The 23,582-nt window shown below is 52.9% G+C and carries 17 protein-coding genes; 11 read left to right on the top strand and 6 right to left on the bottom strand.

Annotated elements, in window-relative coordinates; all coding sequences use genetic code 11:
* Nucleotides 1-9 precede the first annotated feature (9 nt).
* The 5 genes from AC534G_RS21605 to AC534G_RS21625 all read right to left on the bottom strand — a co-directional run bounded on the left by AC534G_RS21605 (nucleotide 10) and on the right by AC534G_RS21625 (nucleotide 6,405).
* Nucleotides 10-471: a PTS sugar transporter subunit IIB gene (locus tag AC534G_RS21605; RefSeq protein ID WP_038636968.1), complete on the bottom strand. Its 462-nt coding sequence runs from the start codon at nucleotides 469-471 to the stop codon at nucleotides 10-12.
* A 14-nt stretch (nucleotides 472-485) separates the two neighbouring features.
* Nucleotides 486-908, bottom strand: a complete 423-nt coding sequence (locus tag AC534G_RS21610; protein WP_038636967.1) for a PTS sugar transporter subunit IIA — start codon at nucleotides 906-908, stop codon at nucleotides 486-488.
* Nucleotides 909-1,009: 101 nt separating this feature from the next.
* Nucleotides 1,010-3,775 (bottom strand): sigma-54-dependent transcriptional regulator, encoded by a 2,766-nt coding sequence (locus AC534G_RS21615; protein ID WP_110496099.1) that lies wholly within the window; start codon nucleotides 3,773-3,775, stop codon nucleotides 1,010-1,012.
* A gap of 148 nt (nucleotides 3,776-3,923) precedes the next feature.
* Entirely contained in the window at nucleotides 3,924-5,369 is a 1,446-nt protein-coding gene (locus AC534G_RS21620) for a tagaturonate reductase (protein ID WP_110496100.1), read from the bottom strand.
* Between the two features lie 13 nt (nucleotides 5,370-5,382).
* The gene (locus tag AC534G_RS21625; RefSeq protein WP_069324110.1) at nucleotides 5,383-6,405 is read right to left on the bottom strand and encodes a zinc-binding alcohol dehydrogenase family protein; all 1,023 of its coding nucleotides are present in this window, start codon (nucleotides 6,403-6,405) and stop codon (nucleotides 5,383-5,385) included.
* A gap of 137 nt (nucleotides 6,406-6,542) precedes the next feature.
* Here AC534G_RS21625 and AC534G_RS21630 point away from each other — a divergent pair, with 137 nt between their 5' ends.
* From AC534G_RS21630 to AC534G_RS21640, 3 genes are all read left to right on the top strand, one after another.
* Complete coding sequence (locus AC534G_RS21630) at nucleotides 6,543-7,457, top strand: GntR family transcriptional regulator (RefSeq protein WP_110496101.1); 915 nt, start codon at nucleotides 6,543-6,545, stop codon at nucleotides 7,455-7,457.
* Nucleotides 7,458-7,671: 214 nt separating this feature from the next.
* On the top strand, nucleotides 7,672-9,033 hold the full coding sequence (locus AC534G_RS21635; protein ID WP_087857417.1) for an MFS transporter: 1,362 nt from the start codon (nucleotides 7,672-7,674) through the stop codon (nucleotides 9,031-9,033).
* 52 nt (nucleotides 9,034-9,085) lie between these two features.
* Complete coding sequence (locus AC534G_RS21640) at nucleotides 9,086-9,601, top strand: GNAT family N-acetyltransferase (RefSeq protein WP_085048366.1); 516 nt, start codon at nucleotides 9,086-9,088, stop codon at nucleotides 9,599-9,601.
* A gap of 39 nt (nucleotides 9,602-9,640) precedes the next feature.
* Here AC534G_RS21640 and tsr read toward each other — a convergent pair whose 3' ends face one another.
* Complete coding sequence (tsr, locus tag AC534G_RS21645) at nucleotides 9,641-11,302, bottom strand: methyl-accepting chemotaxis protein (RefSeq protein WP_038636951.1); 1,662 nt, start codon at nucleotides 11,300-11,302, stop codon at nucleotides 9,641-9,643.
* 190 nt (nucleotides 11,303-11,492) lie between these two features.
* Here tsr and AC534G_RS21650 point away from each other — a divergent pair, with 190 nt between their 5' ends.
* The 8 genes from AC534G_RS21650 to AC534G_RS21685 all read left to right on the top strand — a co-directional run bounded on the left by AC534G_RS21650 (nucleotide 11,493) and on the right by AC534G_RS21685 (nucleotide 23,547).
* Nucleotides 11,493-12,035 (top strand): hypothetical protein, encoded by a 543-nt coding sequence (locus tag AC534G_RS21650; protein WP_069324113.1) that lies wholly within the window; start codon nucleotides 11,493-11,495, stop codon nucleotides 12,033-12,035.
* Between the two features lie 289 nt (nucleotides 12,036-12,324).
* Nucleotides 12,325-14,475, top strand: a complete 2,151-nt coding sequence (gene btsT / locus AC534G_RS21655) for a pyruvate/proton symporter BtsT (protein WP_038636946.1) — start codon at nucleotides 12,325-12,327, stop codon at nucleotides 14,473-14,475.
* Between the two features lie 202 nt (nucleotides 14,476-14,677).
* A complete protein-coding gene (locus tag AC534G_RS21660; RefSeq protein ID WP_003830038.1) occupies nucleotides 14,678-14,872 on the top strand; it encodes a YbdD/YjiX family protein in 195 nt (64 codons plus the stop codon).
* Between the two features lie 12 nt (nucleotides 14,873-14,884).
* Complete coding sequence (gene yjiA / locus AC534G_RS21665; protein WP_110496103.1) at nucleotides 14,885-15,841, top strand: GTPase; 957 nt, start codon at nucleotides 14,885-14,887, stop codon at nucleotides 15,839-15,841.
* Between the two features lie 182 nt (nucleotides 15,842-16,023).
* On the top strand, nucleotides 16,024-17,190 hold the full coding sequence (locus tag AC534G_RS21670) for a restriction endonuclease (RefSeq protein WP_110496104.1): 1,167 nt from the start codon (nucleotides 16,024-16,026) through the stop codon (nucleotides 17,188-17,190).
* A gap of 63 nt (nucleotides 17,191-17,253) precedes the next feature.
* A complete protein-coding gene (locus AC534G_RS21675; RefSeq protein ID WP_110498763.1) occupies nucleotides 17,254-18,873 on the top strand; it encodes a type I restriction-modification system subunit M in 1,620 nt (539 codons plus the stop codon).
* A gap of 49 nt (nucleotides 18,874-18,922) precedes the next feature.
* On the top strand, nucleotides 18,923-20,185 hold the full coding sequence (locus AC534G_RS21680; protein ID WP_369708762.1) for a restriction endonuclease subunit S: 1,263 nt from the start codon (nucleotides 18,923-18,925) through the stop codon (nucleotides 20,183-20,185).
* Between the two features lie 95 nt (nucleotides 20,186-20,280).
* Nucleotides 20,281-23,547, top strand: coding sequence for a type I restriction endonuclease subunit R (locus AC534G_RS21685; RefSeq protein WP_496594464.1), 3,267 nt, complete (start codon nucleotides 20,281-20,283; stop codon nucleotides 23,545-23,547).
* Nucleotides 23,548-23,582 lie beyond the last annotated feature (35 nt).

Here is a 23,582-nt window from a genome sequence, read left to right on the forward strand (position 1 = left end):
GTAATCCGTTCAGGCAAAGCGTTGTTTGCGATCGTTGGGCACCAGCCGAATCTCAACCTCAACGCCGGCAGCCACCAGCTCCTGAAGTTGGGCCACTTCTTCCGGTAATAGATTGATCGCTTTGGAAATATTCTGGCTTCCCTCACGGACTTTGGTGCCGCCGAGATTGATGCTTTTTATTTCGGGCAACTCACGTGCCAGACGCCAGGCGTCGGTGACCGACTCCACGACAATAAACAGCTTATATTTATCAGTAACGCCGCTCTTAATAGCTTCAATCGCATCGTTAATATTTTTAATGACTAATTTAACCGCCGGTGGCTTAGCCATTTTTATGGTCGTTTTACGTAATTCATCGTTGGGTACGCTGTCATTAGCAATAAGGATGCAATCAGCGTCAACATATTGCGTCCATGAAAACGCCACCTGACCGTGTAATAAGCGATGATCCACGCGAAGAAATACAATCATGATTCTCCCTCCCCTTAAAAGTCTTTATCGCCGTGCATGGCGCTGGTGATGGTCTGATTGCAATACTGAATATTTTCTTTTGAGTTCATCAGCGCGGCGGAAATGACCTGTGCGGCATTGCCCTCCTCTTCCGACATAAACAGGTCAATCACCAATGGCAGATTTATTCCGGCCAGCAGGTGAAAATGATCGCGTGATAAATAGCGCACGAACTCATTGTTGACGCTTCCCGCGAAGATATCGGTCAGAGCGATCACCTCAGCGTCCTGCGGAATCTGCGCCATCAGCGCATCAACCTGTTGGCTTAAATCCACACCTTCTTCAACATAAGCGCACAGCGTTAGCACGTTATTGCGTTTACCTAAAATCAGTTCAACGGAATTTAAAACGCCGCTGGCAAGCGTGCCGTGACTGGCAAAAATATACTGTCTCTTCATCCTTACCTCTGAAAACAGATTCCACTGCTGTTAACAGAGCAAGCGGCGTGCCAGAAACAGTGGCCCGCCGCCGGGAAAAGAATGAGAGTGGGATAAAGAGATTAAAACTGTTGATCTTGCTCGATATATTCTGTGTCGAAGGTCAGAATATTATGGATATAGCAAAGCTCTGCGCCGGGGATTTTGACACTGTAGTTACTCTCAATGACACTAAACGCCTCGCGCAGCATATTCAGCTCGTGTTCCGGACACTGGTGCCCGCTGTGGGCGGTAATCCCCGCATTGCGGATCAAACGCTCAATCAGACAACTGATGTGCACGTACAGCGCAACCTTGCGCTCGTTAGAAACAATCTGCCCCGCCAGTTGCTCATAGCGCAGCAGAAACTGTTCAACGTGATTAATCACTTTTCCGGTATCCAGAATGGTGACTGACTCGATCACCCTTCTGAGCGAGAAGTTTTTCAGGATGAGATTATTAATTTCCGTCACCTGCTCAGGCGTGGTTAACGCGCCAAACAGCGTCCTCAACTGCTGATTCCCCTCCCCTGAAATCAGGGAATCCAGCGAGATCCAGGGAAGGCTGCGGATTTGCGGATCTAACGTGCCGACTATCGCCAACACGTCATAACGGCTAAACACCGGTTCCAGCTGTTTATTGTGCGCCAGCATGGCATAGTCGCAGGCCACCACTTCAATTCCCAGAGCCTCCGGTATACTGGCCTGCAGCAGTGAACAAAGGTTGGTCGCCACGCCAATTCCGGTGGCGCAGGTAGTCAGAATAGCTTTAGGTTTGCTGCTTTTCGGCCAATAAAGCTGATGCTCCACCGGTAAATCCTGAGCAATATCGCGGGCAATGTCCTCAATAAAATGTCCCTGTAAAATGCGCTCGCCCACATACAGCGCCATGCTGGTTGAGACGTTATTGACGATGGTCACCGGCGTTGAGATTGCTTTGTCGAAGTGTTGATGTATGGCCTTCAGCGAGCCCATATCCACGAGGATCATTAATCCTGATGCCAGCGGGTGACTTTCCAGATAACGCATCACCTGCTGAGCAATCGCTTCTGGCGTGACATCCAGCGGCATATCGAACGACTCAAAAATATTATTTTTTAACAGCCGGTTCGCCACGTTGGCAATACTGCTGGCAGTGGCGTAACCATGTGCGAGGATCACGGCATGAGTGACCTGTTTTTGGCTGGTTACCCCTTGCTTATGCAGCCAGAGCACCAGTAGCAAAACATCGATCCGCCGCGGCTCCAGATCCAGCTTCTGAGTGAGCGTGTCCAGAATCTGCTGGCAGAAGCTATACAGTAGCGGAAATTTTTGGGCGAGAAAGCCATCCAACTGGCGAACCTGTTCGCTGTTCAGACGCGAGGGAGCCAGCGTGGCGCGGTGGATCAAATAGTGGCTGAGCGCGTAAATGCAGTTGCCATTGAGCTGCATATTGAAGCGTTTTTCCAGCCGCCAGAACTCCTCTCTTACCTGACTGGTGATCAGCAACAACCGCTGGGAGTGGGAACGATCGTCGCCGCTGAAGATTAGCCGATCAAACAGCGTTTCGATCTCATCCCCCATGCGCTTTTGTACCGTCGCCCAGCTCTCCTTTGCACAGCGAACGGACTCGTACAGCGCCAGCACCAGACACTGAGTGTCGTGGATCATGCCCTGTGTTTCATCACGTGCGCGCAGCAGCCAGAGCAGGTTGCTCTGCGGTGTAACGGTGACCGGTTCTTCCTCTGTAATCGGCTCATTCAGCGACGGCAGCGCAGTCAGCATGGCATCGGGCAGATCGTGCAACGACACGGTGACCGACTCCCGCCCCGGATTTTTCGCCCATGCGGTCGCCACCGCATACTTCACCGCATTTTTCAGTTCGCCGACGTTACCGCGATAGACATACTGATTGAGGATTTGCAACAGGCGAGGCTTAAGCGTCAACGTGGCTGATAAAGTCTTCGCCTCTGACCAGAAGAACAGCAGGATCAACGCTTCTTTTTCCTGACGGCTGCGCTGCTGAAGATCCGGCAGACTGACCTGGATCGGGATCCTGCGTAAGAAAGTGGTCAGAAACGTACTATGCAGCTCTTCGGTGGTGGCAAACACCAGCCGGACGGACACCGGATGCCCTTGCGCCGTCTCGCCCACCCGGTAGATCTCGCCGCGATCGAGCCAGGTGAACAGTTTTTCCTGACCGTCGGTGTTCAGCCGGTGCACCTCATCGAGAAATAGCATCCCGCCGTGCGCCGCCTCAAATGCGCCGGCTTTGTCGGTCAGCGCTCCGGTGAAGGCTCCCTTCACATAGCCGAACAGGTTCGCGGCGAGCAGTTCCGGATTGCTGGCATATTGCGCACAGTTAAAAGTGATAAAAGGGGCATCCGGGGCGATCAGTTCCTGCGCGATGGCGTACTCATGCATCAACTGCGCGAGATAGCTCTTCCCCGTGCCGCTCTCCCCGGTAATCAACAGCGGCAGCCCGCCTTCAGGGTAGAACAACGCGGTCTTCAGTTGCTCTATTGGTTTTTTCAGGCTTTCGTTGTGGCCAATCAGCAGAGAAAAGTGATCCCCCGACTGGTCCTCCTCCTCCCCTTGCGCCAACAGCTCTGCCACGCTGGCATATTCATTACACGACAGGGCAAAAAATTGCTGAGCAAATGCTTGTTTATGCAAGAAATAAACGGGACGGGTGTTGATTTTAACCAGAATCCCCTGTGCAACCAGCTGGTTCAGATAATGGCTGGCGGTATTGCGCTGCATGTTGAAACGCTGCGCCAGATAGCGCGCGGTAAAGACTTCGCTGATATGCTCAGGATCGAAAAAATCGGTCTGATTAGTCAGAAAAGCCAGCAGGGCATCTTTGCGCATCGTACTCTCTCATGATTGTTACCGTGGCAATAATGATGCCGCTAAACAATCCCTCATTGACGCGCCAGATGCCGCTTTATTCCTGTTTTGTGATCTTGCCTGATAAAAAAACAGCGCCCAACACCACTCCGGGCGCTGCATGGCAACCTTATTCCAGACAGTTCACCGCCTGACGCATACCTTGTACCAGAATCATTTCCAGATTGGCTGTCACCTGCTCAGCAAGACCTGGCAATAACGTTAAATCTTCACCCCAGTGCGCGGCCTCGCCGAGCACGGCATTCACCAGTTCCCGCAGCGTTAAATCATTGCCAACTTGCGGCCACAGGCTGGCATACAGATTTATCCACTGCTCGTCATCCTGCAATGGATAGCCTTCCCCGGCCCGTTCACCGCGATAAAACGCCAACAGCGCGGCCAGAGCGAAGGTTAAGCGCACAGGCCAACATCCATTTTGCTGGCCCGCCAGCAGCTGCGGCAATATACGGGTGCGGAATTTGGTCATGCCGTTAAGCGCGATGGAAAGTAACTGATGGCGAATGTAGGGGTTCTGAAAACGCCCGCTCACCGCACCGGCAAATTCGCGCAGTTCATCGGCGTCGAGATCCAATACCGGTATAATTTCCTCGCTAATCGCCCGCTCGACAAAACGGCGGACATCGGCATCCTGCATCGCTTCGCCAACGGTATCCAGCCCGCACAGCCAGGCAACCGGCACCAGCGCCGTATGCGCGCCGTTCAGAATCGCGACCTTACGTTCCTTGTACGGCTTAATATCGTTTACTACTCGGATATTCAGAGGGCATTGCGCCAGCTTTAACTCTTCAGCCAGCCATACAGGTCCCTGAATCACGAACAGATAAAAGTGTTCCGCGGTATCGAGAAATGCATCGTGATAGCCAAGCGTAGCTTCCAGCGCGGCGGCTTCTTCGCGCGGGTAGCCGGTAACAATGCGGTCAACCAGCGTGGAACAGAAGGTATTCGCCGTTTCCACCCAATCGGCAAACGCCGCAGGAAGCTGCCAGTCCTGCGCATACTGCAGCACCAGCGTTTTAAGCGCATCGCCGTTATAGTCGATCAGTTCGCAAGGAATAATCACCCAGCCCTTATCCACCGCCCCCGCAAAATGGTTAAAGCGCTCCAGCAGCAGTCGCGTCAGTTTGGCCGGAAAACTCACCGGCGGGGCATCATCCACACGGTCCGCCGCGTGATAGCTAATCCCGGCTTCAGTGGTGTTCGAAAACACAAAGCGGATGTCCGCATTGTGCGCCAGCGTCAGATACGCCGCGAAATCCTTGTACGGGTTGATTTCGTTATTCACCGAACGAATCAGCCGCGCCTCGCTTACCGCCTCGCCCTGCTCGTTCAACCCACGAATAAGCGTGGTATATAACCCATCCTGAGCATTCAGCGACGGCGGAAAATCGGTATTAATCGGGCGAACGATGGTCACGCCAGCATTGAGATCCGTTTTCTCATTAAGGATATCCAGTTGCCAGTCGACAAACGCCCGCAGAAAATTACCTTCACCAAACTGGATTACGCGCGTTGGGTAGCTGGCCCCCGGAAAATCACGTCGATTCAATGTTTTCATCACACTTATCCTCTCAGAACGTGATCACGCCTTTAATCAGTTCCCGGTTGTTAATCACGTCCCGCTCGTAGATCTCTGCAAGTTGGGCAAACGCGTAACGGTGCGTGAGCATCATGTCGGCGGTCAGTTTGCCTGCCGACATCAGGCGGCCCACCTTGGCAAAATCTTCCGGGGTCGCGTTGCGACTGCCCATCATGGTGGTCTCTTTCTTGTGGAACTCAGGATCGGAGAACTGTAAATCGCCTTTAAACAGCCCAACGAAAACGATGCTGCCGCCATGGCGAATCAAATTCACCGTGTTGTTCATCGCATGCTGATTCCCCGTGGCATCAATGACCTTTTGCGCCAGCGAGCCGCCAAACTGAGCGCGCAATTGCGCATCAAAATCTTCAGCAGACGGATCGATAACCGGAAGATCCAGTCGGGAAACCACATGCTCCCGGCGCGCGGGGCTGGTATCCGCCACCACCACTTGCGCGCCATCGGCTTTGGCAATCGCCGCCGCGCCCAGACCAATCGGACCGGCACCGACCACCAGCACCTGCTCACCCGGCGCTACCGCCGCCCGACGTACCGCATGTGCGCTGATGGCATAAGGCTCAATCAACGCCGCCGCCTGCGGGTCAATGCCCTGCGCATCCAGCAGGTTGGTCACCGGCACGGACAAGTATTCGCTGAAGCCGCCATCCTGGTGCACGCCAATCACTGAAATATTCTCGCAGCAGTTGGTGCGCCCGCTCTGGCATGCCGGACACTGCTGACAGGCCACGTAAGGAATAACCGCCACCTGCTGGCCATTTTTCAGATTTTGTATATTTTTACCCAGCCCGACAATTTCCCCACATATTTCATGGCCTAATACACGTGGATAGCTGAAAAAAGGTTGATTGCCGCCCCAGGCATGAATATCGGTGCCACAAATCCCCACCGACTTAATTTTTATTAATGCCTCACCCTCACCCGGAACAGGTATTTCACGCTCTTTCCAGACTAATTTTTTAGGTTCCTGGCAAATCAACGTATTCATCGTAGACATGATTCTGCTCTCCTGTTTTTTTGTTGCCTCAGATATCGACGAAAATAAAAAAACCGGAGAAAGCGGAAACGTAATCTGTGAATCTCAGCGCATAAAAATGTTTTAAATCGGGTTTTAATAGCGAAAAAGGAGACGCCATGAGCCGTTCACAGAACTTACGCCACAATGTGATTAACCAAATAATCGATGATATGGCGCGTGGTCATATCCCTTCCCCACTTCCGTCGCAAAGCGCGCTGGCCGAGATGTACAACATCAGTCGCACCACCGTGCGCCATATGCTGAACCATTTAAGCGAATGCGGCGTACTGACGCAGGTCGGCAGCCACTATGTCATCGTGCGTAAACCTGACCATGACGACGGTTTTGCCTGCACCACCGCCTCCATGACCGAGCAAAACCGGATCTTCGAGCAGGCTTTTTTCACCATGATCAACCAGCGCCAGTTGCGCGCAGGCGAGAGTTTCTCCGAACTGCAGCTTGCCAGAGCCGCAGGCGTCAGTCCGGTAGTTGTGCGGGAATATCTTTTAAAATTCGAACGTTACAACCTGATTAAAAACGAAAAACGCGGTCAGTGGAGCATGAAGCAGTTCGATCAGGCCTATGCGGAACAGCTGTTTGAACTCAGAGAAATGCTTGAGACCCATTCTTTACAGCATTTCCTCAATCTGCCCGATGATGACCCGCGCTGGCTGCAGGCCAAAACGCTGTTGGAGCGCCATCGCATCCTGCGCGACAGCATCGGCAGCAGCTTTCGTATGTTCTCGCAGTTAGACCGTGAGTTTCATGCTTTACTGCTCTCTGCTGCCGACAATATATTTTTTAATCAATCACTTGAAATCATCTCCGTGATTTTCCACTTCCACTATCAGTGGGATGAAAGCGATCTTAAACAGCGCAATATCATTGCCATCGATGAGCATATGACTATCCTCAGCGCGCTGATCTGCCGCAGCGACCTGGATGCCACCCTGGCGCTATGTAACCATTTGAATACAGCCAAACAATCGATGATCCGCTCCATCAATCAAAGTAGCGCTGCCGCGCATTAAGTACCGATAAAAAACAGCAAACCATTACCGGGAGCACGATTTTATAAAAATATAAACCCCTGAAAAATACCTCTTGCCTATGCTCACGCTAAGTCGACTGCATTAAAAACTTTTGTGAGCGGTGATGAGTAAATTGATTCATCACTGGTATTTTTTCAATACTGCACAGCCCACTGCTGTGTGAAAATAAATTATTGAGGTTCAGGAGTCCGGCGTGGAAAAAAATAATATTACCCTCGACCCGAGTTCTTCGTTTGACACGTCGTCATCAGCGGATATTAATGTTCCGCCTGAGGGCATGGTACAACGCAGTAGCCGAATTAAACGTATTCAGACCACAGCAATGATTTTATTATTTTTTGCTGCGGTGATTAATTACCTCGACCGTAGTTCATTATCAGTCGCCAACTTAACAATTCGGGAAGAACTGGGGCTGAGCGCCACGCAAATCGGCGTCCTGCTGTCGGTCTTCTCTCTCGCTTACGGTATTGCACAACTGCCCTGCGGCCCGCTGCTGGATCGCAAGGGCCCGCGCATTATGTTAGGACTCGGGATGTTCTTCTGGTCGCTGTTTCAGGCGCTGTCCGGGATGGTACACAGCTTCACTCAGTTTGTGCTGGTGCGTATTGGCATGGGGATCGGCGAAGCGCCCATGAACCCGTGCGGCGTAAAAGTCATCAACGACTGGTTTAACATCAAAGAGCGCGGCCGCCCCATGGGTTTATTTAACGCCGCCTCCACCATCGGCGTCGCCATTAGTCCACCGATTTTGGCTGCAATGATGCTGGTTATGGGCTGGCGCTGGATGTTTATTACCATCGGCGTGCTGGGCATTTTCCTCGCCATCGGCTGGTACATGTTGTATCGCAACCGCGAGCAGATTGATCTGAGCGCCACAGAACAGGCTTACCTGAACGCCGGCAGCGTCAATGCCCGCCGCGATCCGCTGAGCTTTGCCGAATGGCGCAGCCTGTTTCGCAACCGTACCATGTGGGGCATGATGCTGGGCTTTAGCGGCATCAACTACACCGCATGGTTATACCTGGCCTGGCTGCCGGGCTACCTGCAGACCTCCTACAACCTGGATTTAAAAAGCACCGGCTTAATGGCGGCCATTCCGTTCCTGTTTGGCGCAGCTGGCATGCTGATTAACGGTTTTGTCACCGACTGGCTGGTGAAAGGCGGTATGGCACCGATTAAGAGCCGGAAGATTTGTATTATCGCCGGGATGTTCTGCTCTGCAGCCTTCACCTTCGTGGTACCGCAGGCGACAACGTCAATGGCCGCGGTGTTACTGATCGGTATGGCGCTGTTCTGTATCCACTTCGCCGGAACCTCCTGCTGGGGCTTGATCCACGTCGCCGTCGCCTCACGTATGACCGCCTCCGTAGGCAGTATCCAGAACTTTGCCAGTTTTATCTGCGCGTCCTTCGCGCCGATCGTTACCGGCTTTATTGTGGATACCACTAACTCTTTCCGCCTGGCGCTGATTATCTGCGGTTGCGTCACCATGGTGGGCGCCCTCGCCTACATCATCCTGGTGCGCCAGCCCATTAGCGATCCGCGTAAAGATTAATCCTCCAGATGCCCGATAACACCGCGCTTATCGGGCATGTTATGCTCCACGTATGAACATTATCTTGCGCGCCACGACTCTGGCAGAAACTGCCGCTCTTCCCGCCATCGAACGATCTGCGGGGCAACGTTTTTTACTCATCCCCGACCTGGCGTGGATTGCTGACGACCAGATTATATCGGCTGCTCAGCATCGGGCATTTGCTGCCGCTGGCATGAGCTGGCTGGCGCAGGTCGATGAGCATCCGGTCGGTTTTTTGGTAGCCGAAACGCTGGGGTCATCGCTGTTTATTGCTGAACTGTCGCTGCATCTGGAGTGGCAGGGAAAAGGAATTGGCCGCAGATTGATTGGCTATGTTGCCGAGCAGGCTCGCGAGAAAGGTTATACGTCACTGACGCTGACCACTTTCCGCGATGTGCCGTGGAATGCGCCGCTATATGCGAGGCTGGGTTTTGAAATGCTGGCTGACGAGACGCTTTCGCCGGAATTGCGCGAAAAAAGAGCTGAAGAGGTGGCGCACGGGCAGACGTACGAACGACGCTGCGCCATGCGCCTGATGCTGCGTTGATTGCCCGATGGCGGCTACGCCTTATCGGGCATCACAGGCTTAGAACGTTTCCCAGTTATCACCGGCATCAGTTACCGCTGCTTTACGCGGCTGGACCGTTGAAACCGGTTTAGCGGCGGCAACGTCGCGCGCGCGCTGCTGGTCATGCTGAATACGGAACACGGCTACGGCCTGGGTCAGACGGCTGGCCTGCTCTTCCAGCGCCGCAGCGGCAGCAGCGGATTCTTCCACCAGCGAGGCGTTCTGCTGCGTCACGCGATCCATCTCTGCAACGGCCAGACCCACCTGGTCGATACCGCGGCTCTGCTCATCAGAGGCGGAGGCAATTTCACCCATGATATCGGTCACGCGGGTTACCGCATTGACGATCTCATCCATGGTTTCACCAGCGCTTTCCACCAGCGTTGACCCCACATCCACACGGCTGACCGAGTCTTCAATCAGGCTCTTGATCTCGCGCGCGGCCTGCGCACTACGCTGTGCCAGGTTACGCACTTCACCCGCAACCACCGCAAAACCACGCCCCTGCTCGCCCGCACGTGCGGCTTCTACCGCGGCGTTGAGCGCCAGAATATTGGTCTGGAAGGCAATGCCGTCGATAACGCTGATAATATCGGCGATTTTCTGCGAACTGGAAGCGATGTCGCGCATGGTTTGCACCACGTTATCAACCACTTTACCGCCTTTCTGCGCGGTTTCTGAAGCGCTCAGCGCCAGATGGCTGGCCTGACGCGCGTTTTCGGCGTTCTGCTTCACGGTCGCCGTCAGCTGTTCCATGCTGGCCGCCGTTTCTTCCAGAGAAGCCGCCTGCTGCTCGGTACGCGAGGAGAGATCGTTGTTGCCCATCGCAATCTCGCTGGCGCCGCTGTAAATCGCGTTAGCGCCGTTACGCACGTCACCCACGGTGTTCATCAGTTCACCCTGCATGTGACGCAGGCTTTCCGCCAGCTGTCCAATCTCGTTGGAACCTTCCACCTCAATACGCTTCACCAAATCGCCGCTGGCGATATGACGAATGCTTTCAATCAGGCGGTTCATCGGAGAGATCAGCGTCAGTTTGATACCAAACCACACCGCAACGATAGCGGCCAGCACGGTAATCAGTACACACACCAGCACCCACATCGCCTGGCTATAGGAAGCGTTATTGTCCTCAACCGCGATGTCATACAGGCGATCGTTCTGCTGCATGTAACTCATGTACTGCTTCTCAAAACCGTCCTGATAGCTCTGAGTCGGCTGATCAAAAAACGCGTTGATCTTGCCTTCACCCAGTAACTGGATCAGCTCCGCCAGCGCGCCGTGATAGATGTCATAGGTGCGGTTGATCTCCTGGAACGCGGCTTCGCTTTGACGCGGATCGCGCGGAAGCGACTCGTAAATCGCCCAGTTTTTTTCGGTCAGCTTCAGGGCATTGCTCGCCACCTGCATCAGTTCTGCAACGGTCGCGCCGCTGCCGATGTTGCTCTGATCCATCATGTAGCGAATCCCCGCCCGGTTCAGGGTATTACGCGTTTGCAGTAGCTCAACCCAGGTAGCGTTCAGCGCAGACTGCTGCTGGCGAATGGTTTGCAGAACGGTAAAGTTCTCTTTGTCATTCTTCAGTGAGTTAAAAAACAAGCCGCCTGAGGCGAGCTGTAAAAGGCCAAATAGCGCCAATACCAGCAGTAAGCTGGTAACAATCTTCATTCGTTTTAACATGTTTTCTCTTTCCGCTAGACAGATACTCTGGTTTTCGGCCTGGAAAGAGAAAACTTTATGGTGCCAGCAATTGCTACATAATTATCGTTTCCGCATTAAATTTCGTTCCCTATGACAAATTACGCAAAAAATTACTCGTTCCATTGCGTCTTAGGTGTAGGATTCCCGTTTTTAAGGAAAGGATGCTTGTATGTTGAATCGCGATTTTGATCACCTATCCACCCTCGCGCACCACTTTTTTGAACGTGAAGATATTCGCCAAAAACTTAATATCATCGATCAGTACAACATCTCCGGTTGGGAAGTCTGGATGCAGATAGAATTTGCCAATCTTTTGGCTTCGACGGGTCATGAATGGTGGCGTGAACAAACTCTCGCCTGCGATCTGCGGAAAAATCCACAGCGTTTGTCTGTACGTGCAGATTTCTTGTTGCGGAAAAAAGGCTGGACTCAGGACAGCTACATTGCACTTGAACTCAAGCAGAACCAGGATCCGACAAGTTGCGTCAGAAATATGATTGCGGATTTGGTTAAAAGCGCCAAAATCAAACGTTCAGAATTAGAGCTGCGTAGCTTCTGGACGCTCGGGGTAACACCCCGCATAGACAAAGAGCGCCTCGATGAACTTATTGACCACTATCTGGATGAAAAATATTACCTGACTAAATCACGTAAGAAACATGTGTTGTTAAGAGACATCGAACAAACGCCTTACTGTTATATCGTCATCTAAGTATCTCAGTCAGATACTGTGTCAGTGGGGAAACACGGCATTTAGGCAAGCGAACACTATAATGCCGTGATCTCAATCACATAAACTCCCCCATTCACCCTCATTGCTAACCGCTCACTGACATTTGAGACCGCTTAAGCTGACATACAACCGCTCACTTATTTACCTTACTTTACGCGCGTAATTCTCTGGCAAGATCCCTCCAACATAGCAGTCAATTTACCTCCTCAAACATAAGATCAAACCCACGCGGCTTCGGCCAATTATTAATTAGATACCAGGTTTTACTATGGATACGAAAAAGATATTCAAGCACATACCCTGGGTGATTCTCGGAATCATCGGTGCATTCTGCCTCTCGGTAGTGGCATTACGTCGGGGTGAGCACATTAGTGCCCTGTGGATCGTGGTGGCCTCAGTTTCTGTTTATCTGGTGGCCTATCGTTACTACAGTCTGTACATCGCCCAGAAAGTGATGAAACTTGACCCGACGCGCGCTACGCCAGCGGTCATCAACAATGATGGTCTGAACTACGTTCCTACTAACCGTAACGTATTGTTTGGGCACCACTTTGCCGCTATCGCCGGTGCAGGTCCGCTGGTCGGACCGGTACTGGCCGCGCAGATGGGCTACCTGCCCGGTACGCTATGGCTGCTGGCAGGCGTCGTGCTGGCCGGTGCGGTACAGGACTTCATGGTGCTGTTTATCTCTTCCCGCCGTAACGGCGCATCTCTGGGCGAGATGATCAAAGAAGAGATGGGTCCAATCCCGGGAACCATTGCTCTGTTCGGCTGCTTCTTAATCATGATCATCATCCTGGCGGTACTGGCGCTGATCGTGGTGAAAGCGCTGGCGGAAAGCCCGTGGGGTGTCTTCACCGTTTGCTCAACCGTACCGATTGCGCTGTTTATGGGGATCTACATGCGATTCCTGCGCCCAGGCCGTGTGGGCGAAGTGTCGGTAATTGGTATTGTGCTGCTGGTAGCTTCAATCTACTTCGGCGGCGTGATTGCGCACGATCCGTTCTGGGGCCCGGCGCTGACCTTTAAAGACACCACCATCACCTTTACCCTGATCGGTTACGCGTTTATCTCTGCGCTGCTGCCGGTATGGCTGATCCTCGCCCCGCGCGACTATCTGGCGACCTTCCTGAAAATCGGCGTTATCGTCGGCCTGGCGGTGGGGATTGTTATCCTCAACCCGGAACTGAAAATGCCGGCGATGACGCAGTACGTTGATGGTACTGGCCCACTGTGGAAAGGCGCACTGTTCCCGTTCCTGTTCATCACCATCGCCTGTGGTGCGGTATCTGGCTTCCACGCGCTGATTGCTTCCGGTACCACGCCGAAGCTGCTGGCTTGTGAAACCGACGCGCGTTTCATTGGCTATGGCGCAATGCTGATGGAATCCTTCGTGGCGATTATGGCGCTGGTTGCCGCCTCCATCATCGAACCGGGTCTGTACTTCGCGATGAACACCCCGCCTGCGGGCCTTGGCATCACCATGCCGAACCTGCATGAAATGAGCGGTGAGAACGCGCCACTGATTATGGCGCAGTTGAAAGATGTCACCGCACATGCGGCGGCGACCGTCAGCTCCTGGGGCTTCGTGATTTCGCCTGAGCAGATCCTGCAGACCGCGAAAGACATCGGTGAACCGTCCGTTCTGAACCGCGCAGGTGGCGCGCCGACGCTGGCTGTGGGTATCGCTCACGTGTTCCACAAAGTACTGCCGATGGCTGATATGGGCTTCTGGTACCACTTCGGTATTCTGTTTGAAGCACTGTTCATCCTGACCGCACTGGATGCCGGTACCCGTTCTGGCCGCTTTATGCTGCAGGATTTACTGGGTAACTTCGTCCCGTTCCTGAAGAAAACCGACTCTCTGGTGGCGGGTGTCATCGGTACTGCAGGCTGCGTAGGCCTGTGGGGTTACCTGCTGTATCAAGGCGTGGTTGACCCGCTGGGCGGCGTTAAGAGCCTGTGGCCGCTGTTTGGTATCTCTAACCAGATGCTGGCTGCCGTGGCGCTGGTTCTCGGTACCGTGGTGCTGGTTAAAATGCAACGCACCAAATACATCTGGGTTACCGTGGTTCCGGCAGTATGGCTGCTGATCTGCACCACCTGGGCGCTGGGTCTGAAACTGTTCAGCACCAACCCGCAGATGGAAGGCTTCTTCTTTATGGCGAATCAGTACAAAGAGAAGATTGCTAACGGCGGCGAACTGACCGCTCAGCAGATTGCCAATATGAACCATATCGTCGTCAACAACTACACCAACGCAGGTCTGAGTATTCTGTTCCTGGTGGTGGTGTACAGCATCATTTTCTACGGGTTCCGTACCTGGCAGAAAGCCCGCGCCATCAACGGTCGCTCCGATAAAGAGACGCCGTATGTACCGGTGCCGGAAGGCGGCGTGAAGACCTCGTCACACCACTAAACTGAAGCCGGGTGGCGCACTGCGCTCCCGGCCGGGATCACTTAGTGCCGCAGGCGTAATTGGCGCAGTCAGTTTGACTGCGGACAGCGCGCAGCAACCGGAGCGTACACGCAGTACGTGAGGATTGCGAGCACTGCCCGCGGTCAAAGAGGCAAGTGAAATAGCCTGCATCTACGAGCTCAACATATATCCGGGGCGTTTTATGTTTGGTACTTTAGGTCAGGCAAAAAAATATCTCGGTCAGGCGGCGAAGATGCTGATTGGCATTCCGGACTACGACAACTACGTCGAGCACATGAAGACCAACCATCCCGATAAGCCGTACATGACCTACGAAGAATTCTTCCGCGAGCGCCAGGAAGCCCGCTACGGTAGCGGCGGAAGCAGTTGCTGTTAGAAGGAGAAGTGAATGACCCCGATTGCAGTTACCCTACTCACCGGTTTTCTTGGCGCGGGTAAAACCACCCTGCTACGCCATATTCTCAACGAGCAGCACGGTTACAAGATTGCCGTTATCGAAAATGAATTCGGCGAAGTCTCAGTGGACGATCAGCTGATCGGCGACCGCGCCACGCAGATTAAGACCCTGACCAACGGCTGCATTTGCTGTACCCGCTCCAGTGAGCTGGAAGATGCCTTGTTAGACCTGCTCGACAACCTCGACAAAGGCACTATCAATTTTGACCGTCTGGTGATCGAGTGCACCGGCATGGCCGACCCCGGCCCGATTATCCAGACCTTTTTCTCCCATGAAGTGATTTGCGAACGCTACCTGCTGGACGGCGTGATTGCGCTGGTTGACGCGGTGCATGCTGATGAACAGATGAACCAGTTCACCATCGCCCAGTCGCAGGTCGGCTATGCTGACCGCATCCTGCTGACCAAAACCGACGTCGCAGGTGAAAGCGAGAAACTGCGTGAGCGCCTGGCGCGCATCAACGCCCGTGCGCCGATTTACACCGTGACGCATGGCGACATCGATCTTTCGCTGCTGTTCGACACCAACGGTTTTATGCTGGAAGAGAACGTGGTCAGCGCCAAACCGCGCTTCCACTTTATCGCTGACAAGCAAAACGATATTTCCTCGATCGTCGTCGAACTGGATTACCCGGTGAACATCAGCGACGTGTCGCGCGTAATGAAAAATCTGCTGCTGGAATCCGCCGAGAAGCTGCTGCGCTATAAAGGCATGCTGTGGATTGAAGGCGAGCCAAACCGCCTGCTGTTCCAGGGCGTCCAGCGCCTGTACAGCGCCGACTGGGACCGCCCGTGGGGCGACGAAACGCCGCACAGCCTGCTGGTGTTTATTGGTATTAATCTGCCAGAAGATGAGATCAGAGCCGCGTTTGCGGGACTGAAGAAGTAATCCCCTGCTGAATTGCCCGGTGACGCGATGTGACCGGGCCTGGAAATCCCGCTCCTTGTAGGCCGGATAAGGCGCAGCCGCCATCCGGCACTGGCCGTTTTCATTCCGATAAATGATTCACCCCATGGAATTTTTCACCTGGTATGGCAAGCTATTGTCATTGCACTCGTTAAGGGATCAACGTGAAAAATTACAAAGTGATTACCCCGCTTTTTCCGACCTACGCCCAGGTTAAAGCGATGATGAAAGCCATTTCAGGCTATTCCCTGAAATCGGTACGCAGCATGATTACCGCCATCTTTGAACAAACCGGTACCCCGCAAAACCCGGTCGACTGGTCAGAACCTGATTTATGGATCAACGAGCGCTTAAGCGGCGAAGATGCCGAAATTGCGCTACGTATCTGGCAAACCGACAATCATATTCTGAACCCACGCCACAGCTACGGCTGCTACCTGTTCCTCAACTACCCGCTGTTTGATCTGATGGCAAGCACCGCCGATGACATCTGGGCACCGACCGCTCGCGGCGAACGTTTTCTGCAAGACGACGACGAAACGCTGCGCTGGCTGGACGACCAGGAAGGGCTGATACAACTGCTGGAACTGCTTGCCGGTCGTGAAATGTCGCGCCGTGGGGATCTGCTACCAGAATGGCTGGCGTTTTTGCATCAGCATTCTAAATTTGCCTCCGACCGCTCGGCAAAAAGCACGCTCTACTCGCGCCTGTATAACCTGATTGACCGCCAGTTGGCGACCAGAGAAGGGATGAGCTACCGCATTACTGACACAGGTCGCCAGTGGCTGACACAAGCGCTGCCAACCAAAAAGACGGACCCGCGTAAGGCGCTGCTCGATGCGGTAAAACGCTACAACGAGCAGCAAAAAGAGGTACTACGCGAACAGCTTTCTACCATGAACCCCTACAAGTTCGAGCATCTTGTGGCGCAGCTTCTTGAAGCGATGGGCTATGAAGAGGTCGAGGTCACCAAAGCCTCTGGCGATAAAGGCGTGGATGTGATTGGTAAGGTGCAGGTGGGCATCACCACCATTACCGAAGTGGTGCAGGTGAAGCGGATGCAGAACACCATTACCCGCCCGTATATCGATCAACTGCGCGGCGCACTGCCTTATCACAAAGCCATTCGCGGCACGCTGATCACCACCGGCAAGTTTGCTGCTAAATGCGCGGAAGCGGCGCTGTTTCCGGGAGCCGCCCCTATCACGCTGATTGACGGCGATCGCCTGCTGGAAATGTTGATAGAAAATAACGTTGGGATTCGACGCAGCAATGCGGTGGAGTTGCTGGACGTGGACTTACAATTATTCGACGAGCTGGAAATAGACTAAAGGGCGAATTTGGCCGCTTTTATCGCTACAATAGCGGCCAAATTTTTCCAGAACGAGTTCATCATGGCCAAAGCACCAACCAAAAAAGCCAAAGCAAAGAAAGGCTTTGAAGACACATTGTGGGATACCGCGAACCAGCTTCGCGGCAGCGTTGAATCCTCCGAATACAAGCACGTGGTGCTGAGCCTCGTGTTCCTCAAATTTATCAGCGATAAGTTTGAAGCCCGCCGTCAGAAAATGAAAGACGAAGGCCAGGGCGATTTCCTTGAGATGGAAGTCTTCTATCAGCAGGACAACATCTTTTATCTGCCGGAAGAGGCGCGCTGGTCGTTCATCAAACAGCACGCCAAGCAGGATGATATTGCCGTGCGTATTGATACCGCACTCTCCACCATTGAGAAGCGCAACCCGTCGCTGAAAGGCGCGCTGCCGGACAACTACTTCAGCCGTCAGAACCTGGAAACCAAGAAGCTGGCGTCGCTTATCGACACCATCGATAACATCGAAACGCTGGCCCACGAAACCGACGTCGAAGCGCTGTCGAAAGAAGACCTGGTCGGTCGCGTGTACGAATACTTCCTCGGCAAGTTTGCCGCCACCGAAGGCAAAGGCGGCGGCGAGTTCTATACGCCAAAATGCGTGGTGACGCTGCTGACCGAAATGCTCGAACCGTTCCAGGGCAAAATTTATGACCCGTGCTGCGGCTCGGCGGGGATGTTTGTCCAGTCGGTGAAGTTCGTTGAAAGTCATCAGGGGAAAAGCCGTGATATCGCCCTGTACGGTCAGGAACTGACGGCGACGACCTACAAGCTGGCGAAGATGAACCTTGCGATTCGCGGCCTTTCCGCCAACCTCGGCGAACGCCCTGCGGACACCTTCTTCAGCGACCAGCACCCGGACCTGAAAGCCGACTATATTCTGGCCAATCCGCCGTTTAACCTGAAAGACTGGCGCAACGATGCCGAGCTGACCAAAGATCCGCGCTTTGCTGGCTACCGTACGCCGCCGACCGGTAACGCCAACTACGGCTGGATTCTGCATATGCTTTCCAAGCTGTCGGCCAATGGCACCGCCGGTTTTGTGCTGGCGAACGGCTCGATGAGTTCCAACACCAGCGGCGAAGGCGAGATCCGCGCACAGATGATCGAAAACGATCTGATCGATTGCATGATTGCCCTGCCCGGCCAGCTGTTCTTCACCACCCAGATCCCGGTGTGCCTGTGGTTTATGACCAAATCGAAGGCAGCCGATCCGGCCAAAGGCTATCGTAACCGTCAGGGCGAAACGCTGTTTATCGATGCGCGTAACCTCGGCACCATGATCAACCGCACCACCAAAGAGCTGACGGCGGACGATATCGCCACCATCGCCGATACCTACCATGCCTGGCGCAGCACGCCGGAAGAGCTGGCTGAGCGCGTGAAACGCGGCGACAGCAAGCTGGCGCAGTACGAAGACCAGGCCGGGTTCTGCAAGGTCGCGACTATTGCAGAGATCAAGGCTAACGACTATGTGCTGACCCCGGGCCGCTACGTCGGCGCCGCCGAGCAGGAAGATGACGGCGTGGCGTTTGAAATCAAAATGCGCGAGTTGTCGCAGACGTTGTTTGCGCAGATGAAGCAGGCGGAAGAACTGGATAAAGCAATTCGCCAGAACCTGGAGGCGCTGGGTTATGGGGAGTAAGTGGAAACGGGTAATAGTAGCAGATGTCTGCACTTCAATAGTAGATTGTGTGAATAAGACCGCACCAGTTGTGGAATACCCAACTGATTATAAGATGATTCGGACGCCTAATATCCGCGCTGGAAAAGTAACACTTGATGGATGCCGCTATGTAGAAAAAGAAGTTTATGAAACCTGGACAAGGCGCTCAAAGCCCCAAAAAGGAGATGTGTTACTTACTCGTGAAGCTCCTCTTGGAGAGGTTGGAATTATAACAACTGACGAGAATATCTTTTTGGGCCAAAGAATCATGCAGTATAGAGCGGATAAAAATAAAATTGATCCGTACTTTTTATTGTATTCATTTTTATCACCAGATCTTCAGCAACAATTTTCAATGCATGAGGGTTCTGGATCTGTCGTTAGCCATATTAGAGTCGGTGATTGTTCTAAATTTGAGATTAATATCCCTCCGTTAGAAATACAAAGATCAATCGTAGAAATATTGAAATCTCTTGATGACCATATTGACGTTAATATAAAAATCAACCAAACCCTGGAACAAATGGCCCAGACCCTGTTCAAATCCTGGTTTGTGGATTTTGACCCGGTGATTGATAACGCGCTGGATGCGGGAAACCCAATCCCGGAAGCGCTGCAATCTCGCGCTGAGCTGCGTCAAAAAGTACGCAATAGTGCAGATTTCAAACCACTTCCGGCAGACATTCGTGCTCTGTTCCCGGCTGAATTTGAAGAAACAGAGTTGACCTACGCACCAAAAGGTTGGGTGACGAATCGGCTGGAAAATATTTTAGAGTTGGCTTACGGAAAAGCACTTAAAAAGACAGAAAGAACCAACGGTGATTATCCTGTTTATGGTTCTGGTGGTGTGGATGGAACCCATAATGAGTATCTTGTTAAAGGGCCTGGAATTATTGTTGGAAGGAAAGGTACTGTTGGTTCACTACATTGGGAAAACAAAGATTTTTACCCCATCGATACGGTGTTTTTCGTAAAACCAAAAGAATATTTTCCCCTTGTTTACTGCTATCAACTATTGAAGACACTGGGATTAGAAAATATGAATACCGATGCTGCTGTCCCTGGGTTGAACAGAAACAATGCTTATCGTCTTGAGGTCGTTACACCGACCCAACCCATCATTGCCAAATTTACAAATATAATTCAGGCAATCCAGTTTAAAATAGATTCAAACCATAATGAGACTGAGAATCTAACCGCCCTCCGTGACACCCTGCTCCCCAAACTTATCTCCGGCGAGCTGTCCCTGGAGGATCTGCCAGATTTAGTAACCCAAACCGAACCCGCTTAATGCATTTTGCCCCTGTTAAATCAGGGGCTTTCTGGTAAGGTTTTCTTCTGTTACAGGAACCCTTACCAGAAAACCAGCCAGGGCCGGAGCGAGATATGCATCTCTCATTCAGTGAAGCGAAGTTAGAACAGGCGATAATTGAACTGTTACAGGATCAGGGCTATCAGCACCTGATCGGCGATAATGTACCGCGTTCCAGCCTCGATCAGGTTATTATCGAAGACGATCTTCGCCACTACCTCGCCGCGCGCTATCAGGCCGACGGCATCACTGAAGAGGAGATCCAGCGGCTTATTAAGCAGTTCACCACCCTGCCCGCCTCCGATCTTTACGAAAGCAATAAAACCTTCTGCGCCTGGCTGGCCAACGGTTTCCTGTTTAAACGCGACGATCGCCAGCAGAAAGATCTCTATATCGAACTGCTCGACACCCGGCATCTGCCCGCCGCGCTGCGCGAACTGTTCGATACCGAAGAGGTTCCGCTGCAACAGGCCGCGGAAACATCGGCAAGTTATCATCTTACCCAGCCGCTGAACCGGGTAAAAATCGTTAATCAGCTGACCATCACTGGCAAAGAAAACCAGCCACGCATTCCGGATGCCATTCTGTATATCAACGGCCTGCCGTTAGTGGTGCTTGAATTTAAAAGCGCAGTGCGCGAGCAGGAAGCCAATATTGGCGATGCGTATAAGCAGCTCTGCACCCGCTATCGCCGCGATATTCCGCAGCTGTTTGTCTATAACGCGCTGTGCATTATCAGCGACGGCGTCAATAACCGCATGGGTAACCTGTTTGCGCCGTATGAGTATTTCTACTCGTGGCGCAAAGTCACCGGCAATGAGAACCGCGAGCAGGACGGCATCCCTTCCCTGCACTCGATGATCCAAGGGCTGTTTCATCCGGTCCGCCTGCTGGACGTGATCAAAAACTTTATCTGCTTCCCGGATAAAGCCAAACATGAAGTGAAAATTTGCTGCCGCTACCCGCAGTACTATGCGGCGCGCAAGCTGTACTACAGCATCGAACGGGCGCGTAAACCTTTCGGCGACGGCAAGGGCGGCACCTACTTTGGCGCAACCGGCTGCGGCAAGAGCTACACTATGCAGTTCTTAACCCGTCTGCTGATGAAAAGCGTCGAGTTCGCCAGCCCGACGATCGTGCTGATCACCGACCGCACCGATCTGGACGATCAGCTCTCGGCGCAGATGTGCAATGCCAAAAACTATATTGGCGACGACACCGTGGTGCCCGTCACCAGCCGCGACGATCTGCGGGAAAAACTAGCCGGTCGCAACAGCGGTGGCGTCTTTCTGACCACTATCCATAAATTTACCGAAGACACCGAGCTGCTCTCCGAGCGCAGCAATATCATCTGTATTTCCGATGAAGCGCACCGCAGCCAGGTCAACCTCGATCAGAAAGTGATCGTCGATAAAGAAAACGGCAAGGTGCGCAAAACTTACGGCTTCGCCAAATATCTGCACGACTCGCTGCCACAGGCCACCTATGTTGGTTTTACCGGCACCCCTATCGACGCCACGATGGAAGTCTTTGGCAACATCATCGACAGCTACACCATGACCGAATCCGTGCAGGATGAGATCACCGTACGCATTGTCTACGAAGGCCGCGCCGCGAAGGTCATCCTTGATGCCGGTAAGCTGGAAGAGGTGGAAAAGTACTACGCAGAGTGCGCTGACGCCGGTACCAACGAGTGGCAAATCGACGAGAGCAAAAAAGCCAGCGCCACCATGAACGCCATTCTCGGTGATGAAGACCGCCTGAAAGCGCTGGCGGAAGACTTTGCTAAACACTATGAAAAACGTGTCGCTGAAGGCTCCACAGTAAAAGGCAAGGCGATGTTTGTCTGCGCCAGCCGGGAGATTGCCTGGGATTTCTATCGTCATTTGAAAGACTTCCGTCCGGCATGGTTTGAGGTAAAACAGGCCCCCGATGGGGTTGAGCTTACTGAGCAAGAACAAAAAGAGCTGCCGCCGTCCGAAATGGTCAAAATGGTGATGACCCGCGGCAAAGATGATGACGCGAAACTGTACCACCTGCTGGGTGGTAAAGAGTACCGCAAAGAGCTGGATAAACAATTCAAAAACGCGAAGTCGAATTTCAAAATCGCCATCGTGGTGGACATGTGGTTGACCGGTTTTGATGTGCCGGAACTGGACACCATTTATATCGATAAGCCGCTGCAAAAGCACAACCTGATCCAGACCATCTCCCGCGTCAACCGCAAGCTGGAAGGCAAAAGCAAAGGGCTGGTCGTCGACTATATCGGCATTAAGCGTCAGATGAACCAGGCGCTGGCGATGTATTCGCGCATCGATGCTACCAACTTTGAAGATATTCAGCAGTCGGTGATTGAGGTGAAAAACCATCTCGATCTGCTGGCGAAGCTGTGCCATGAATTCGACAGCCGCGCTTATTTCAGCGGCGAGCCACAGGCGCAGCTGGCCTGCCTGAACTACGCGGCAGAATTTGTCATGCGCACCCAGAAGACAGAGCGCCACTTTATGGGGCTGGTGAAGCGGCTGAAAGCGGCCTATGACGTCTGCTGCGGCAGCGAAGCGTTATCTCAGGCGGAGCGCGATCGTATCCATTTTTACCTCGCGGTACGTTCGATCGTCTTCAAGCTCACTAAAGGCGACGCGCCTGATGTGACGCAGATGAACGCCCGCGTACGCGAGATGATTGCCGATGCGCTGAAGGCCGACGGCGTGGAAGAGTTGTTTTTCCTTGGTGACAAAAAAGCGGAGTCGATCGATATTTTCGACGACGATTATCTGGCGCGCATTAATAAGATCAAACTGCCGGCCACCAAAATTCAGCTGTTGCAAAAGCTGCTGGAAAAAGCCATCAGCGACTTTAAAAAGATCAACCAGCTTCAGGGGATCAACTTTACCCGCCGTTTCCAGTCGATTATGGATAAATATAACGAACGCCGGGAAGATGATGTTCTCAACGGCGAAGAGTTCGATACTTTCAGTCAGGAAATGACCGATATTATCTACGATATTAAAACCGAAATGGGTACTTACGCTGAAATGGGGATTGATATCGAAGAGAAAGCTTTCTACGACATTCTGGCGCATATGCGCGATAAATATCAGTTCACCTATGAAGAAGACAAAATGCTGGCGCTGGCGAAAGAGATGAAGGCGGTGGTCGATAACACCTCGAAGTATCCGGACTGGAGCAAGCGTGATGATATCAAGGCGAAACTGAAGGTGGAGTTGATCCTGCTGCTGCACAAACACAAGTTCCCGCCGGTGGCGAATGATGATGTATATATGGGCGTGCTGGCGCAGGCGGAGAATTTTAAACAGCATCATATTAACACGCTGTATTAATGTTATTGCCGGATGGCGCTTTGCTTATCCGGCCT

It is taken from the genome of Citrobacter sp. CRE-46, assembly GCF_059615875.1.